Origin of the sequence: Streptomyces tsukubensis, from assembly GCF_003932715.1 — a bacterium.
GTDB lineage: Bacteria > Actinomycetota > Actinomycetes > Streptomycetales > Streptomycetaceae > Streptomyces > Streptomyces tsukubensis.
The window spans coordinates 5448355-5464717 of record NZ_CP020700.1 but is presented as its reverse complement, the minus strand read 5'-3'; the positions used below and the strand labels follow the sequence as shown (position 1 = coordinate 5464717).

The 16363-nt window shown below is 72.6% G+C and carries 15 protein-coding genes and 2 tRNA genes; 7 read left to right on the top strand and 10 right to left on the bottom strand.

Features of this window, described 5'->3' with window-relative positions; all coding sequences use genetic code 11:
- Positions 1-47: 47 nt before the first annotated feature.
- From B7R87_RS22690 to B7R87_RS22670, 5 genes are all read right to left on the bottom strand, one after another.
- Complete coding sequence (locus B7R87_RS22690; protein WP_130584839.1) at positions 48-1529, bottom strand: HD-GYP domain-containing protein; 1482 nt, start codon at positions 1527-1529, stop codon at positions 48-50.
- A 246-nt stretch (positions 1530-1775) separates the two neighbouring features.
- On the bottom strand, positions 1776-2090 hold the full coding sequence (gene rsrA, locus B7R87_RS22685) for a mycothiol system anti-sigma-R factor (RefSeq protein ID WP_006346723.1): 315 nt from the start codon (positions 2088-2090) through the stop codon (positions 1776-1778).
- Positions 2087-2782, bottom strand: a complete 696-nt coding sequence (locus B7R87_RS22680) for a sigma-70 family RNA polymerase sigma factor (protein ID WP_006346724.1) — start codon at positions 2780-2782, stop codon at positions 2087-2089. Before B7R87_RS22680 ends, rsrA begins: the two co-directional genes overlap by 4 nt.
- 312 nt (positions 2783-3094) lie before the next feature.
- The gene (locus B7R87_RS22675) at positions 3095-3799 is read right to left on the bottom strand and encodes an alpha/beta hydrolase family protein (RefSeq protein WP_233168906.1); all 705 of its coding nucleotides are present in this window, start codon (positions 3797-3799) and stop codon (positions 3095-3097) included.
- Positions 3800-3958: 159 nt separating this feature from the next.
- Positions 3959-4774, bottom strand: a complete 816-nt coding sequence (locus B7R87_RS22670; RefSeq protein ID WP_040914341.1) for an SOS response-associated peptidase — start codon at positions 4772-4774, stop codon at positions 3959-3961.
- 381 nt (positions 4775-5155) lie between these two features.
- Here B7R87_RS22670 and B7R87_RS22665 point away from each other — a divergent pair, with 381 nt between their 5' ends.
- The 4 genes from B7R87_RS22665 (at position 5156) to B7R87_RS22650 (ending at position 8916) form a co-directional block, all read left to right on the top strand.
- Entirely contained in the window at positions 5156-5923 is a 768-nt protein-coding gene (locus B7R87_RS22665; protein ID WP_006346727.1) for a M50 family metallopeptidase, read from the top strand.
- Between the two features lie 141 nt (positions 5924-6064).
- Positions 6065-7411, top strand: a complete 1347-nt coding sequence (aroA, locus tag B7R87_RS22660; RefSeq protein WP_040914347.1) for a 3-phosphoshikimate 1-carboxyvinyltransferase — start codon at positions 6065-6067, stop codon at positions 7409-7411.
- A gap of 15 nt (positions 7412-7426) precedes the next feature.
- On the top strand, positions 7427-8440 hold the full coding sequence (gene rsgA / locus B7R87_RS22655) for a ribosome small subunit-dependent GTPase A (protein ID WP_006346729.1): 1014 nt from the start codon (positions 7427-7429) through the stop codon (positions 8438-8440).
- A gap of 152 nt (positions 8441-8592) precedes the next feature.
- Positions 8593-8916 (top strand): DMT family transporter, encoded by a 324-nt coding sequence (locus B7R87_RS22650; RefSeq protein ID WP_006346730.1) that lies wholly within the window; start codon positions 8593-8595, stop codon positions 8914-8916.
- A 279-nt stretch (positions 8917-9195) separates the two neighbouring features.
- Here the strand turns inward: B7R87_RS22650 and hisN are convergent, their stop codons facing one another.
- Positions 9196-10008, bottom strand: coding sequence for a histidinol-phosphatase (gene hisN / locus B7R87_RS22645; protein WP_006346731.1), 813 nt, complete (start codon positions 10006-10008; stop codon positions 9196-9198).
- 127 nt (positions 10009-10135) lie between these two features.
- Here hisN and B7R87_RS22640 point away from each other — a divergent pair, with 127 nt between their 5' ends.
- Positions 10136-10786 carry a TetR/AcrR family transcriptional regulator gene (locus tag B7R87_RS22640; protein WP_130584840.1) on the top strand — a complete coding sequence of 217 codons (651 nt, stop codon included), beginning with the start codon at positions 10136-10138 and terminating at the stop codon, positions 10784-10786.
- 165 nt (positions 10787-10951) lie between these two features.
- Positions 10952-11353 (top strand): CBS domain-containing protein, encoded by a 402-nt coding sequence (locus B7R87_RS22635; RefSeq protein WP_006346733.1) that lies wholly within the window; start codon positions 10952-10954, stop codon positions 11351-11353.
- A 103-nt stretch (positions 11354-11456) separates the two neighbouring features.
- On the opposite strand, the gene B7R87_RS22630 is transcribed toward B7R87_RS22635, so the two are convergent.
- The gene (locus B7R87_RS22630) at positions 11457-12908 is read right to left on the bottom strand and encodes a catalase (RefSeq protein WP_233168905.1); all 1452 of its coding nucleotides are present in this window, start codon (positions 12906-12908) and stop codon (positions 11457-11459) included.
- Between the two features lie 144 nt (positions 12909-13052).
- Between B7R87_RS22630 and B7R87_RS22625 the strand changes: the two genes are divergently transcribed.
- A complete protein-coding gene (locus B7R87_RS22625; RefSeq protein ID WP_006346735.1) occupies positions 13053-13466 on the top strand; it encodes a Fur family transcriptional regulator in 414 nt (137 codons plus the stop codon).
- Between the two features lie 191 nt (positions 13467-13657).
- On the opposite strand, the gene B7R87_RS22620 is transcribed toward B7R87_RS22625, so the two are convergent.
- The 3 genes from B7R87_RS22620 to B7R87_RS22610 all read right to left on the bottom strand — a co-directional run bounded on the left by B7R87_RS22620 (position 13658) and on the right by B7R87_RS22610 (position 16310).
- Positions 13658-13731: transfer RNA gene (locus B7R87_RS22620), tRNA-Met, on the bottom strand.
- A 199-nt stretch (positions 13732-13930) separates the two neighbouring features.
- Entirely contained in the window at positions 13931-16006 is a 2076-nt protein-coding gene (locus B7R87_RS22615; RefSeq protein ID WP_332903358.1) for a tetratricopeptide repeat protein, read from the bottom strand.
- 230 nt (positions 16007-16236) lie between these two features.
- Positions 16237-16310, bottom strand: a tRNA-Met gene (locus tag B7R87_RS22610).
- Positions 16311-16363: the final 53 nt, after the last annotated feature.

The window sequence follows — 16363 nt, the reverse complement described above, 5'->3', positions numbered from 1 at the left end:
GAACCACCCGCGCACCCGGGACCACCCGTCGGAGGCGGCACCGCGGCTCATCGCCGGCCGTCCCGCGGACCGGCGCCCCGGTCGGCGCCCGGTGCCGCGGTCGGTTCGGCATTCGGCGCCGCGGTCGGTGCTGCGCCTGGCGGCAGGCGTACCGCGGCGGTGTCCGGCGCATCGCCGCGCTGGGCCGGCAGCAGCGGTTCGTCCGAGGTCACCGCGGTCTCCCAGCCGTGCCGGGCGAGCGCCCTGACCAGCGCCGTCACCATCCGGGGGTCGAACTGGGAGCCCGCGCAGCGCTCCAGCTCCTTGAGCGCGACCTGCACCGGCCGGGCCCTGCTGTAGGAGCGGGTGGAGGTCATCGCGTCGAACGCGTCGGCCACCGCGACCACCCGCGCGAACTCGGGAATGGCGTCCCCGGCCAGCCCGTTCGGATATCCGGAGCCGTCGAGCCGCTCGTGGTGGTGGAGGATCGCGTCCCGCGCCTCGCGGAGGAAACCGATGCCCCGGGTGATCTCGTGGCCGTACTCGGGATGCAGTTCGATCACCCGCCGCTCCTCCGGGGTCAGCGGCCCGTCCTTGCGGAGGATCCGGGTGGGGACGCCCAGTTTGCCGACGTCGTGCAGGATCCCGGCGAACCGGACCGCTTCGAGCCGCTCCTCGCCCATCCGCAGCTCCCGGGCGATCAGCACGGAGGCGCGGCCCACCCGTTCGCCGTGCCCGCGCGTATAGCGGTCCTTGATGTCGACGGCCTGGACCAGGGAGCGGATGGTGGCCCGGTGGGCGGCCGACTCGCGCTGGTACTGGGCGAACAACCAGCAGGAGATGTACATCGGCAGCAGGACGAAGACCGCCGACACCGGACCGTACGGGCTGCGCCAGAGCACCGCCATCATCAGCCCGGCCAGACCGTGGACCAGGTACGGCACCGCCGCCGCGCCCAGTGGTCCGCCGGGGCCGCCGGGCCGTCCCGCACCGGCGGGCCCGGCGGCCCCGGCGGATCCGGCCGCGCGCCAGGCGCTCCGCGCGGGCAGTCGCTCCGCGGTGGCGAGCACACCGCACTCCAGCAGTCCGAGGACGAGACAGAAGGTGAGCGCCCCGGCGGCCGCGGGCAGCAGCGCATAGGGAAAGTCCGGCGGCCCGGGGATGTGGTCGACGCCGAGCAGGTCGTACGTCCGGGCCGCCGCCCAGGTCGCGAGCGCGAGCTGCGCGGCCCGCCAGATCCGCCGTACCGCGGCCGGACGCCGGTCGACCCGGGACAGCAGCGCGCCCGGCACGGCGACCAGCGCCGCCGCGGCGGGCGGCAGCAGGAACGAGGCCGCCAGCAGGACCGGGAAGAAGGAGCCGGGCCGGACCGGGATCGCGTCACCGGTGTACGGACAGTGGCCGGGCAGTTCGCAGAGCGCGTACAGGGCGGCGAGCAGTCCGAGCGTGGTCCAGGAGGGGTGCGCACGCAGTGCGGGCAGGACGCACCAGACGGTGCCGAGGACGGCACCCAGGACGTAGGCGTAGGCCGCAGCCGGAACGGACCGCACGTCGCCACCCCTCCTTCGTGCTCCGCGCGCGCCGGTGGTGCACCCGGGTGTCACGCTAACGAGCGGCGGGCGAAGGAGTGACGGGCCGCCCGGCGGTTCCCGCATCCGGGTGAATCCCCGGCGGCGGACGGGTGGCGGAGGGCAGACGAAGGGCGCGCCGCCTTGAATCGTCGCGGCGCGCCCGTCAGCGCGTTCAGGGCCGGGAGCGGAAGCCGGTGCGGCCCCGGGCGTCCGGCCCCGGTGCGGTCACTCGCGGTCGGGGGACTCCGGTCCGCCGACGGTGACGTCCTCGTCGGGCACGGGGTGCCCGGCGCGGATCAGGTCGATCCGGCCCATCACCTTGGAGCGCAGGTCGGACGGGACGTCGTCCGATCCGCAGCACCGCTTGACCAGCTTCTTCACCGCCTGCTCCAGCCCGTACATCTCCAGGCAGGGGGAGCACTCCTCGAAGTGCACCTCGAACTTGGTGCAGTCGGCGTCGGGCATCTCGCCGTCGAGAAGCTCATAGAGGTGGTCGAGCACCTCCGAGCAGTCCGTCTCGTGCGGCTCTCCGCAGCTCATGAGCCCGAGCCTTTCGCTTCGTCCGACTCCCCCGCACCGGAGGGGACCAGTCCGCGCTCGCGCGCATAGTCCTCCAGGAGACCGCGCAGCTGGCGCCGGCCCCGGTGCAGGCGGGACATCACCGTCCCGATGGGTGTTCCCATGATGTCCGCGATCTCCTTGTACGCAAAGCCCTCGACGTCCGCGAGATAGACGGCGATCCGGAACTCCTCGGGGATGGCCTGGAGCGCGGACTTCACGTCCGAGTCGGGCAGATGGTCCAGCGCCTGCGACTCGGCGGAACGCAGACCGGTCGACATATGCGACTCGGCGCGCGCCAGCTGCCAGTCCTCGATCTCCTCGGCCGCACTGCGCTGGGGCTCGCGCTGCTTCTTGCGGTAGGAGTTGATGAAGGTGTTGGTGAGGATCCGGTAGAGCCACGCCTTGAGATTGGTGCCCTCGCGGAACTGGTGGAAGGACCCGTACGCCTTGGCGTACGTCTCCTGGACCAGGTCCTCGGCATCCGCCGGATTGCGCGTCATGCGCAGGGCCGCCGAATACATCTGGTCGAGGAAGGCCAGGGCGTCGCGTTCGAATCGGGCGTTGCGCTCGGCGGGGGTCTCCGCACCGCGCTCAGCCGTCCGTCCGGCCGCGTCCGCCTTGTGTGCCTGGCCGCCGTCGGTCCCTGCGTCGGTCCCAGTGACCGGACCCACCTCCTCCAACGCTGTGGCGAGGCCGAATGCGGACCCGCTCGAATCGGAGAATAGTCGACCTTCGGCGGCGACCTCTCGGTGATCGACCCCGGCCTTCGCCCGCCCGGGGGCTGCAGCCTCCGGTCCGAGCACGGTCCAGCCGAGGTCAGCGGCGTGCGTACGGCGGGGGCAGATGGTCGATCCCATGCGTCGGACTCCCTACTCCATGCTCTGGTGGCGGCTGTGCCGTCGGCGTGATGGCTGTTTCCCTGCCGGACCTGCCGACTCTCCGCAGTGGCCTCGGTACTCCGCACAACAGAGCGCGGGCGCGGGTCATTCCCGTACCGTGCGCAGCCACCCCCGTACCGTCTCCGTGATCATCGTCACGGTCTCCTCCTCGGTCCGGCCGGAGCGCTTCGGCACGGCGAACGAGTGGTCGGCGTACGGCACCTCGACGCGTTCGTACGGGCCGTCGGGGAACTCGCCGGAACGGCCGAAGGAATCGTTGCCGCCCTGGACGACGAGGGTGGGCACGCCGGTGCCGAGGAGTTCGTCCGCGCGGGACCGCTCGGGCCGGCCGGGCGGATGGAGCGGGAACGCGAGGGCGAGTACGGCGGCGGCGCCCAGCTCCCCCGCGGTCCGGCAGGCGACCCGGGCGCCCGCGCTGCGGCCCCCGGCGACGACGGGCAGCCCGGGGCGGGCCAGGGCGGGCCAGAGCTCGCGCCACGCCGTGTCCAGGGTCTTCGGGGCGGGGGCCACCTTCTTTCCGGCCACCCGCCACGGCTGCTCCACCAGGGCGACGGTCACCCCTTCGGCGGGCAGGGCCCGGGCGAGGGCGGCGAGATCGCGGGCGCCCGTACCGCCGCCCGCGCCGTGGCCGAGGGCGAGGACGAGCCGGGGGCGGCGGGCCCGGTGCCAGAGGATCCGCGCGGGACCGGCGGCCGTCCCGACGTCCTCCACCTCTGCTGCTTCGACTGCTGCGGGGGCTTCTGTGCCGCCGGGCCTGCTTCCGGCGCCGTCCCTGTGGCCGTGCTCCATCCCGACGTCCTCCGTTCCGGCCCCGGGTCCGGGGCACCGGGGTCACGGACCCATCCTGCCGCGCCGGTCGCGGGGGGCGGTCGGGGCTCAACGGGCGCGTCGGGCGCGTCGGGCGCGTCGGGCGCGTCGGGCGCGTCGGGCGCTTCGGGCGCTTCGGGCTCAGAAGAGCGTGCTCTCCTCCGGGGCCTCCAGCTCGGTCAGCAGCTCGGGGCCGTTGTTCCGCACGTTGCTGACGGCCGTGGCGACCGGATAGGCCCGCATCAGGCCCTCCGGCGGCGGGACGAGCAGCGACCGGAGCCCGGCCGGATCCGTATGCGCCGGGTCCAGCCACTCGTCCCAGCGGTCGGGGGTGAGCATCAGCGGCATCCGGGGGTGGATCTCCGCCAGCGTCCGCGGCCCGTCGGCGGGCGCGACGCCCAGCGGACCCGTCTCCGCCTCGGTGGTGATGACCGTGCAGGTGGCCCACCAGGCCAGCGGATGGTCGTCCGGCAGGGTGCGGTCGCGCCAGAACTCGTACAGCCCGGCCATGGCGAAGACCGAACCGTCGGCGGGCGTGACGAAATACGGCTGCTTACGGGGCCGCTTCTTCCGGCCCTTCTCCTCCAGCTCCCGCTCCTCGGCGCCGGTGACCCACTCGAAATAGCCGTCGGCGGGCACGATGCAGCGGCGGGCCGCGAAGGCCCGGCGGAACGACGGCTTCTCGTGGACGGTCTCCGCCCGGGCGTTGATCATCCGGGCGGCGCCCTCGGGCGACTTCGCCCAGGACGGCACCAGCCCCCACTTCACCGTCCGCAGCTGCCGCACCGGGGCGGGATCCCCCGAGTCCTTCAGCGGGCGCTCCAATATGACGTGGACCTGCTTGGTCGGGGCGACGTTGTAGTCGGGTGCGAGGGTCTCCTCCGGCTCCCACTTCTGTACGCCGAAGAGCCCCACGAGCTCCTCGGGCCCCCGACCGGCCGCGTACCGTCCACACATCTGCCAACCACCCCTTCGCTCTGCACAACCGTGCGGTCGTGCGCTGTGATTCCGCGGTGCCCGTCGCTCCGCGAGGCCGCCGGTTCGCGGTGCCGTGGTCCTACGGCGCCGTGAACCCGCGGTTCCGTCGCGTCCCCGGTTCCGTCCCGCGCCGCTGCGGGGCCCGCCGGGCCGGGCCCGAGGGCGTGCCCGTGACCCGGCGGACGCCCCGGTGCGCCCCTGCAGTCTGCCGGGCCGGGCGCCCCGGTGGCCGAAAAACCGGCCCCGAGGCACCCACGGAACGATCGGCTCCGCCCAGGCGTCTCCCCGGGTGCACACCTTCGGATGCCACACTGCACTCTCCCCCCGCGCCCGCCCCCCTCTCCCAGGAGCCGCCCCGCCATGGACAGGACCCCCGTCGCCGGTCTCCCCGACGCCACGACCGGCCTGCTCCTGAGCAGCGCCTCCCCCGCCGACCTCTGGGACCGGCTCACCGGCGTCCAGCCCGCGCCGGAACAGTGGATCATCGTGCTCACCGGCGCCCTCGCCCTGATCGCGGTCGTCCCCAACCCGATATGGCGGCTCTCCCGCAATGCCGTCACCATCGCCCACGAAGGCGGCCACGGGCTGATCGCCCTGCTCACCGGCCGCAAACTGGACGGCATCCGGCTCCACTCCGACACCAGCGGACTGACCGTGAGCCGGGGCCGGCCCACCGGCATCGGCATGATCCTCACCTTCGCCGCCGGCTATACCGCCCCGTCCCTGCTCGGCCTCGGCGGCGCCGCACTGCTCTCGGCCGGACGCACCACCCTGCTGCTCTGGCTGGCCACCGGCCTCCTGCTGGCCATGCTGGTGACGATCAGGAACGCGTGGGGGGTACTCACGGTCGTCCTGACAGGCGCCGCCTTCCTGCTGATCTCCTGGCTGGCCGAACCGGACGTCCAGGCGGGCTTCGCCGCCGCCGCGGTCTGGTTCCTGCTGCTCGGCGGGGTCCGGCCGGTCTTCGAACTCCAGACCAAGCGCCGCCACGGCGCCACCCCCGGATCCGACGCCGACCAGCTCTCCCGGCTCACCCACGTACCGGCCGCCCTGTGGCTCCTCCTCTTCCACGCGGTGTCGCTCTGCTCGCTGATCGGCGGCGGACGGTGGCTGCTCGACCTCCGCTGACCCGGCACCGGACCCCGGGCCCGAACGGCCCGAATTCCCCGCCCGGTCCGCGCTCGGGCGCGTACCACAGAACGATTACGCCCAGGTTCCGGCACATTTGATCAAGATCGGGGTGTCGGCCGAGCCACTAAAGTAATGGCCATGACCGAAGCACCGGCGCACCCCGCCCCCGCCCTCTGGCCCGCCCCCTACGCGACCGGAGCCGTCGAAGCGACGGTGACCGTGCCCGGATCCAAGTCGGTCACCAACCGCGCCCTCGTCCTCGCCGCCCTCGCGGCCGAGCCGGGCTGGCTGCGCCGCCCCCTCCGCTCCCGCGACAGCCTCCTGATGGCCGAAGCCCTGCGCTCCCTCGGCGTCGGCATCGAAGAAGGCGTCGGCCCCGACGGCGAAGGCGAAGCCTGGCGCGTCATCCCCGCCGGACTCCACGGCCCCGCCACCGTCGACGTCGGCAACGCGGGCACCGTCATGCGCTTCCTCCCCCCCGTCGCCGCCCTCGCCGACGGCCCCGTCCGCTTCGACGGCGACCCCCGCTCGTACGAACGCCCCCTTCACGGCGTGATCGACGCCCTGCGCACCCTCGGCGCCCGCATCGACGACGACGGCCGCGGCGCCCTCCCCCTGACCGTCCACGGCGGCGGCGCCCTCGACGGCGGCTCCGTGGAGATCGACGCCTCCGCCTCCTCCCAGTTCGTCTCCGCGCTGCTGCTCTCCGCCCCCCGCTTCAACCAGGGCGTCGAGGTACGGCACGTGGGCTCCCGACTGCCGTCGATGCCCCACATCCGGATGACCGTCGACATGCTGCGCGCGGTCGGCGCCCAGGTCGACGAGCCCGAAACCGGCGGCGAACCCAACGTCTGGCGGGTCACCTCCTCCGCACTCCTCGGCCGCGACCTGGTCGTCGAACCCGACCTCTCCAACGCCCAGCCGTTCCTCGCAGCCGCACTGATCACCGGCGGCCGGGTCACCGTCCGCGACTGGCCCGAGCGCACCACCCAGCCCGGTGACGCACTGCGCCGCATCTTCACCGAGATGGGCGGCGCCTGCGAGCTGACCGACCTCGGCCTCACCTTCACCGGCAGCGGCCGGATCCACGGCATCGACGTCGACCTCTCCGAAGTCGGCGAACTGACCCCCGGCATCGCCGCCGTCGCCGCCCTCGCCGACTCCCCCTCCACCCTGCGGGGCGTCGCCCATCTGCGGCTCCACGAAACGGACCGGCTGGCCGCGCTCACCCGCGAAATCAACGGACTCGGCGGCGACGTCACCGAAACCGAAGACGGCCTCCACATCCGGCCCCGCACCCTGCACGGCGGCACCTTCCACACCTACGACGACCACCGCATGGCCACCGCGGGCAGCATCATCGGCCTCGCCGTCAAGGGCGTCGACATCGAGAACGTGGCCACCACCGCCAAAACCCTCCCCGACTTCCCGGCGATGTGGGCCGCCATGCTCGGCCTGCCCGACACCACGGGCGCGGACAGCTGAACGGGATCTGAGGCAATGCGGCGCTACGGCAAGAACCCCGACGAGGACGACATCCGCGTCCGGCCCAACCGGAAAGGCAACCGGCCCCGGACCAACATCCGGCCCAAACACGAGGACGCCACCGAAGGAATGGTCCTCACCGTCGACCGGGGCCGGCTCACCTGCCTCGTCGAAGACCGGATCGTCGTCGCGATGAAGGCCCGCGAACTCGGCCGCAAAGCAGCCGTCGTCGGAGACCGGGTCGCCATCGTCGGAGACCTGTCCGGAGCCAAGGACACCCTCGCCCGGATCGTCCGCATCGAACCCCGGACCTCCGTCCTGCGCCGCACCGCCGACGACGACGACCCGTTCGAACGCGTCGTCGTCGCCAACGCCGACCAGCTCGCCATCGTCACCGCACTCGCCGACCCCGAACCCCGGCCCCGGCTCATCGACCGCTGCCTGGTCGCCGCCTACGACGGCGGACTCGAACCCCTCCTCGTCCTCACCAAATCCGACCTGGCACCCGCCGACGACCTCCTGGAGATGTACGGCGCCCTCGGCGTCCCCTACATCGTCACCACCCGCGACGAATTCATCGACGGCCGGGCCGCCGACCTCGTACTGGAACACCTCACCGGCCGGACCACCGCCTTCGTCGGACACTCCGGCGTCGGCAAAACCACCCTCGTCAACGCCCTCGTCCCCGACGACCGGCGGCGCAGCACCGGCCACGTCAACGCCGTCACCGGCCGCGGCCGCCACACCACCACCTCCGCACTGGCCCTGCCGCTCGCCGGAGAGAGCGGCGGCTGGGTCATCGACACCCCCGGCGTACGGTCCTTCGGCCTCCACCACGTCGACCCGGCGCGCGTCATCCTCGCCTTCCCCGACCTGGAACCCGGCACCGCGAACTGCCCCCGCGGCTGCAGCCACGACGAACCCGACTGCGCCCTCGACAACTGGGTCGCCGAAGGCCACGCCGACCCCGCCCGGCTCTACTCCCTCCGCCGGCTCCTCGCCACCCGGGAACGGCGCGAAGGCGACTGATCCCGGCCCCCGGCCCCACCCCCGACCCACCCCCGCGGCCGGACGACGCACAGCCGGACACCACGATGACGTTTGCGGCGCGCCTCCGTCGGCAAATGCATAATCGCAACAAGTCCGACGAAGCAGTCACCGACTGTTGGGGAGGCACTCACATGGCGTGGCTGCTCGTGGTGGTCGCCGGAATCCTGGAAACAGGATTCGCCGTCTGTCTGAAGCTGTCCCACGGCTTCACCCGTCTCTGGCCCACCGTCGCCTTCGCCGCCTTCGCCCTCGGCAGCTTCGGCCTGCTCACGCTCGCCCTGAAAAAACTGGACGTCGGCCCCGCATACGCCGTCTGGACCGGCATCGGCGCCGCGGGCACCGCGATCTACGGCATGATCTTCCTGGGCGACCTCGTGTCCACCCTGAAGATCGTCTCCATCTCCCTGGTGATCGTGGGCGTCATCGGCCTCCAACTCTCCGGCTCCGCGCACTGATTTTTTGGGGCTCGGTTCGCCTCCGGGGCGCTTAAGCAGATTTCTTCAGTCGATCGTGCTCGGCCGCTCGTTCCTCGCGGCCTGCGCGCGTTCTCCCTCCAGAAATCCGCGCACCCCTTCGGCTCACTCGCCGGAACCTGAGGTTGAGCGGGTCGTGAGCAGTGACCCTCTTTCGGGCCATGGGGGCGGGCCCGGGGTCTTCGGCGCGAGGGTCAGCGGCCCGTCTGGCCGCCCCTTCGGCTCACTCGCCGTACGGCCCATCAGAGCAGGGCTCGGTCATCAATCCCCCAGATAATCCAGCAGCGCGTCGTGCAGCAGACCGTTCGACGCCGCCGCGTTTCCGCTGTGCGGGCCCGGGCGGCCGTCCAGGCCCGTGAACGTGCCGCCCGCCTCCTGGACGACGACCGCCACCGCCGCCATGTCCCACAGCGACAGCTCCGGCTCCGCACAGATGTCGACCGAACCCTCGGCCACCATCATGTACGACCAGAAATCGCCGTACCCGCGAGTGCGCCAGCAGTCGTCGCTCAGCCGGAGCAACCCGTCCAGGCCGCCGCGGCCGTCCCGGCCCCCCCGCTCCCGCCAGCCGGTCAGCGACGAGTACGCGAACGACGCGTCCTCGATACGGGAGACCGAGGAGACCCGCAGAGGGGTCGCGGACGTCAGCGACCGGCCCGTGAAGGCACCCGAGCCCTCGGCCGCCCACCAGCGCCGCCCCAGAGCCGGGGCCGACACGACGCCGACGACCGGCCGCCAGCCGCCCTCGCCCTGCTCCATCAGAGAAATCAGGGTCGCCCAGACGGGCACCCCGCGGACGTAGTTCTTGGTCCCGTCGATCGGGTCGATCACCCAGCGGCGCGGGCCCGTGCCCTCGACGCCGTACTCCTCGCCCAGGATCGCGTCGCGCGGCCGGGCCCGCGCGAGCTGCCCGCGGATCAGCTCCTCGGCCGCCCGGTCGGCCTCCGACACCGGGGTCATATCGGGCTTGGTCTCGACCTGGAGGTCGAGCGCCTTGAACCGGGCCGTGGTGGTCGCGTCGGCGGCGTCCGCGAGGACATGGGCGAGGCGCAGATCATCGTCGTACTCGGGCATGATCCTCACCTTATCGGTGCACCCCTGCACCGGATCCGGCCATGCCGCCGGGCCTCCGCCCCGGCCCCTTGACACCCGAAGGGGGCACGTCAACTCTGGCAGCGAGCCCTGCGGCCTGGAGGTGACCGTGCCCACAGCCCGAGAGTCCCTGCTGAGCGCCGCCCTGCGGGCGCTCGACCAACGGCCCTGGCCCGCGGTGCGAATGGTGGACGTCGCGGCCTCGGCGGGCGTCTCCCGGCAGACCCTCTACAACGAGTTCGGCAGCAAGGACGGGCTGGCCCGCGCGCTGGTACGCCGAGAAGCGGACGCCTACTTCCACGGTGTGGACCAGCTGCTGGCCGAACGCGCCGGACCCGGCCCGGCGGAGCAGCTGGTCGCCCTCGCCGAGTGGACCGTCGCCCGGGCCCGGGCCCGGCCCCTGCTGCGGGCGCTGCTGACCGGCTGCTGGGGCGAGCGGCTGCCCGCACCCCGGCCCGCCGGACGGGGCGCGCCCTTCGCCGCCGCACCCGCCCAGCGCCGGGCGGACGCCGGACCGCCCGCCCCGGCGGATGTCGCCGCGGCGGTACGGGAACGCTCCCTGGCCGCCCTGGAACGCGCCCGGAGCAACGGCCCGGCCCCGCCGGACGAGGCGGCCGCCCTGGCCCACCGCTGCGAACTGACGGTCCGGCTCGCGCTCTCCTTCGTCGTCGCCCCCGACCGCGAGGGCGTCGGCGGACTGGTCCGTACCGCCCTCACACCACCCCCCGGACCGGCCCCCGCACCCTCCGCGAACGGCTGACCACCGACCGCGAACCGGACGAAGATCCCGGGCACAACAACGCACAACGCCCCGCCGCGCCCCTTGATGCGACCGCCCCGGGCTGCGACTCTGAAGGTGCCCCCGTTTGTGAACTTGTGAATCGGTTCTCGAAAGGGCCGGTTCCCCAAGGAGGTGGCTCCGCCCATGCTCGTCCGTGACGCCATGAGCACGGTGGTCCTCACCATCGGCCCCGCCCACACCCTCCGGCAGGCCGCCGGACTGATGGCCGCCCGCCGGGTCGGCGCGGCAGTCGTCCTCGACGGCGACGCCGAGGGCCCCGGCATCCTCACCGAGCGCGACATCCTCACCTCGGTCGGCACCGGCCAGGACCCCGACCGGGAGATCGCCGGCGCCCACACCACCACCGAAGTCGTCTTCGCTGCGCCCTCCTGGACGCTGGAGGAGGCGGCCGAAGCCATGTCCCGCGGCGGATTCCGGCATCTGATCGTGCTGGACGACGCGGGCCCGGTGGGCATCGTCTCGGTCCGGGACATCGTCCGCTGCTGGGCCCCGGCGCGCCGCCACCGCGAGACCCTGGTCGGCTGAGCGGGGCCAGGGGACAGCGAGACCGCCGGAAACACAGCAGGGCCGGTCCGGCCGTCGTGATCACGACGGCCGGACCGGCCCCGCACCTTGCGGCAGGCGTCCGTCAGCCGCGCAGGGCCTGGACCGCGGCTTCCAGCCGCTTGCCGAAGTCTCCGTCGGCCTGACGGAAGTTGTTGATCGCGCGCTCGGCGATATCGTCGCGCGAGACCCCGGCGATACCGCCGGCGAGGTTCTCGATCAGCCGGGCCTTCTCGTCCTCCGACATCAGCCGGTAGAGATTGCCCGCCTGCACGAAGTCGTTGTCCTCGGCATGGGTCGCCGCCGGGTGGGTACCGGTGGTGCCGCTGACCGCGGTGGCCGACCAGAGCGGGCGGTCGGTCTGGTGCGGGCCGCCGAAGCTGTTGGGCTCGTAGTTCTTGGCGCCCTTGTGCCGGCCGTCGTAGAGGAAGCCGTCCCGGCTGTTGGTACGGGCCTCGGTGGCGTGCGGACGGTTCACCGGCAGATGGTCGGCGTTGATGCCGACGCGGTAGCGGTGGGCGTCGCCGTAGGCGAAGAGCCGGCCCTGGAGCATCTTGTCCGGGGACGGGCCGATGCCCGGCACGAAGTGGGCGGGGCTGAAGATGGACTGCTCGACCTCGGCGAAGATGTTCTCCGGGTTGCGGTTCAGCTCCAGCTTGCCGATCTCGACCGGCGGGTAGTCCTCGTGCGGCCAGACCTTGGTCAGGTCGAAGGGGTTGAAGCGGTATCCGGCCGCCTCCGCCGCGGGCATGATCTGCACCTGCACGGTCCAGCTCGGGAAGTCACCGCGCTCGATGGCCTCGCGCAGGTCCCGCTGGTGGCTGTCCGGGTCCTGGCCGGCCAGCTTGTCGGCCTCGGCCGCCGTCAGGGTCTTGATGCCCTGGTCGGTCTTGAAGTGGTACTTGACCCAGAAGACCTCGCCGGCCTCGTTGGTCCACTGGTAGGTGTGGGAGCCGTAGCCGTTCATATGACGGTACGAGGCGGGGATACCGCGGTCGCCGTGCAGCCACGTCACCTGGTGGGTCGACTCCGGCGACAGGCCCCAGAAGTCCCAGACGTTGTCCGGCTCCTGCGAGCCCGTGTACGGGTCGCGCTTCTGGGTGTGGATGAAGTCCGGGAACTTGATGGCGTCCTTGATGAAGAACACCGGGGTGTTGTTGCCGACGAGGTCGTAGTTGCCCTCCTCGGTGTAGAACTTCAGCGCGAAGCCGCGGGGGTCGCGCACCGCGTCGGCGGCGCCGAGGTTGCCCGCGACGGTCGAGAAGCGCAGGAAGGTCTCGGTCTCCTTGCCGACCTCGGACAGGAAGGCCGCCCGGGTCCACTGCGACACGTCCCTGGTCAGGGTGAACGTGCCGTACGCGCCGGCGCCGCGCGCATGGACGACGCGCTCCGGAATCCGCTCGCGGTTGAAGTGCGCGAGCTTCTCCATCAGCAGCTGGTCCTGAACGAGAACAGGACCGCCGACGCCCGCGGTCTCGCTGTTCTGGTTGTCGGCGACCGGAGCTCCGGCCTCCGTGGTGAGCGGTCCCTGCGTCACGTGCGCCTCCTGCGTCATCCCTGCTTGTCCTGTCCCTTGGCGTTCGCCGGTACCCGATCCTACGATGGACTTTGTCTAAGTCAAGTGCACTTCCAAAGTCACACCCGTTCGGGATCTGGTCCCCCCACTGTTAGGCTGGCCCTTATGAGTGACCTGTTGGAACGACTCCGTGGACGCGGCTGGCGCATGACGGCGCAGCGGCGTGTCGTGGCCGAGGTCCTCGACGGCGACCACGTCCATCTGACCGCCGACGAGGTGCATGCGCGGGCGGTGGAGAGACTCCCGGAGATCTCCCGGGCGACGGTGTACAACACCCTCGGTGAGCTGGTCGCCCTGGGAGAGGTGCTGGAGGTCGCCACGGACCGCCGCGCCAAGCGGTACGACCCCAATGCGCACCGCCCGCACCACCATCTGGTGTGTGCCGGCTGCGGCGCCATCCGCGATGTCCATCCGGCGGGCAACCCGCTGGCGGATCTGCCGGACTCCGAGCGCTTCGGCTTCACGGTGTCGAACGTCGAGGTCACGTACCGGGGCATCTGCCCGAACTGCGCCGCCTGACACCCGCCGCCTGACACCTGTCGACTGGCGGCAGGCGGCTGCCGTCCGGTGCGGTGTCGGCCCGTAACCGCACCCACACCGCATCCGCATCGCACCCGTGCCGTCACGGCTCCGGCATGCGTGGCATGCGTGTTGCGCCCGGGGAACGCCGAAGGCCCGGATCCCAAGGGATCCGGGCCTTCGATCTTGAGTAGCGGGGACAGGATTTGAACCTGCGACCTCTGGGTTATGAGCCCAGCGAGCTACCGAGCTGCTCCACCCCGCGTCGGTAAACCTCACTCTACGGGGTTCCGACCGGTCAGTGCAAATCCCTCCCCACGAGCCCCGCAGGACCCGGGCGGACAGGCCCTTCCCGGCCCATCCGGCGGGGCCCGGCCGGGGCCTCCCTGGGTCCCGGCCGGTGTACGGCGGCAGCCCGGCCCCCGTACGCCCGCCGCCGCACCCCGCGCCACGGCTGCGGGCGACTACGCCGTCAGCTCCTGGTGCAGCGCGTCCCGCAGCTTCGCGGCGCGCTCGGTGACCTCGGACGGGCCCAGCTCCTCCGCCCGGGCACACCAGCGCTTGCCCTCGGCCAGCTCGCCCCGGCGGGCCGCCAGGAGCGCCAGGCGGAGCGCGGCACGGCCGTGGCCCGCGTGCGCGGCACGGCTCCACCAGAGCGCAGCCTCGCGCTCATTGCCGTCCCGGGCCAGCAGCAGCCCCAGATTGAACGCGCCGTTGCGGCTGCCCGCATCCGCCGCCTCCCGGTACCAGCGGGCCGCGCCGGTCACGTCCCCGCGCGCCGCCGCCAGCATGCCGACCCGCACCTGGGCACGGCGGTGCCCCTGCTCGGCGGCCCGCTCGTACCACTCCTCGCACTCGGTCTTCTCCGCCGTCGTCTCACCCAGCGCGGGCGGACCGGGCGGCGGCTGCCGGGCGTCCAGCAGGGTCGCAAGGCGGAAGGCCGCCTCCGCACTGCCGCCGCCCGCAGCACAGCGCAGATGGCGCTCGGCGGTCTGCTCGTCGCCGTCGCGCAGCCGGGCTATGCCGACCTGCAGCGCGGCCTCCGTATGCCCGGCGGCGGCCGCGCGCTCGTACCACTTCAGAGCGGTGTGGTCGTCGTCCCGGCCGACGTAGAGGATGCCCAGGTTGAAGGCCGCGTCCACGCTGCCGGCCTCGGCGGCCTTGGAGAACCACGGCTCGGCGCCGACGGGGTCCCCGGCCTGGAGCAGCAGGACGGCCAGCGCGTTGGCGGCCTCCCGGTGCCCCGCGTAGGCGGCGTTGCGATACCACTGCTCGGCCTGGGCCGTACGGTCCTGGGCGGTACAGAGCAGCCCCAGGTTGTAGGCGCCGTTGACGTCGCCCGCGCTCATCGCGGCCCGGTACCAGCGCTCCGCCGTCTGGGGCTCGCCGCGGGCCGCGTGCAGCGCGCCCAGGGCGTTGGCCGCGTTGCCGTCGCCCTCCTGCGCGGCCCGCAGCCACCAGATCGCGGCGCTCTCCTCGTCGCCCGCGTCCCGCAGCAGAAAGCCGAGGGCGCAGGCGGCCTTGGTCTCGCCGTCCTTGGCGGAGGTCAGATACCAGCGGCCGGCCTCCTTCAGCTCGCCGCGCTTCTCCAGGATCCCGCCCAGATGCAGCGCGGCCCGCCGATGGCCCCTGGCGGCGGCCTGCCGGTACCACTGGGCGGCCTCGTCCAGCGCGGACAGGGCCCGGGCACCGGTACCGGTGTCGGGGCCCTTCCCGCCGCCGCGGGGCGCGCTCCCGGGGTGGGCGGCCTCGTCCGCGGCCCGGAGGTCGAGCATCCGCGCGAGACGGTACGAGGCCTCCCGGTGGCCCTGCTCGGCCGCGGCCCGCAGCCAGCGCTCGGCACCCACATCGCTGCGGTGCTCCAGCAGTTCCGCGAGGGCGTACGCACCCAGGGCGTGGCCCTGCTCCGCGGACTGGCGCAGCCAGTACTCGGCGGCCGGCTCGTCGCCGCGCTCCCGGAAGTGGCGCCCGAGGGCGTGCGCCGCGGCGGCGGACCCGGCGACGGCGGCGATCCGCCACCAGCCGGCCGCCTCCTCCGGATGGCCGCGCTGATGGAGCAGAACACCGAGGTTGTTGGCCGCGGCCCGGTCACCGGCGGCGGTGGCACCGCGCAGATAGGGCTCGGCACCTTCGAGATCGCCCCGGCGCAGCAGCATCGAACCGAGCATGCTCATGGCGGCAGGATCGCCGGCGTCGGCCGCGCGGCGGTGCCGCGCCTCCGCTCCGGCCGTCTCCACGGCGTCCACACTGGCACCGGCAGCCTCAACCGCACCAGATGTCGTACGGGAATCAATTGCTCCGGATCTTGGCCTCGGCGAGAGCCCTCCGGCCGGGCCGCCGACCGGGCCGCCGACTGTCCGGGGCCCGGATCCGGCGATGGTGCCCGCACCCGCGCCCGGGTTGATACCGGCGGTGAGACGTGCGAGATCCGCGACGGCGGCCGAGGGCGCCGCATTCAGCGCTTGCGCCGCCGTACCGGCATCTCGCCGTACAAACCGCCCGGTCTCCAACAGAGTCGCCCTGTCCCCCATAAATTCCATCGTCGCACCACCCGCAACCCGCTCACACCCGGTATACCGCAGTGGGTGAGGTCACTTCAGCGTTTTGTCGACATGCCCACAGAGAGATAAGTCAAACACTTATCTGCTGAACTCCCCGGGCACGGCGCGCGGTTCCCCCTTCCGCTGTGGGTCGTGTCTCAGCCTTGCGAACATCAATACGCACACCGAGGGCCCGGATCCTCAATGGATCCGGGCCCTCGGTGATTCAGTAGCGGGGACAGGATTTGAACCTGCGACCTCTGGGTTATGAGCCCAGCGAGCTACCGAGCTGCTCCACCCCGCGTCGGTATGTCCGAACACTATCAGACGCAGGGCATGACCTGCCCGAACGGGTCA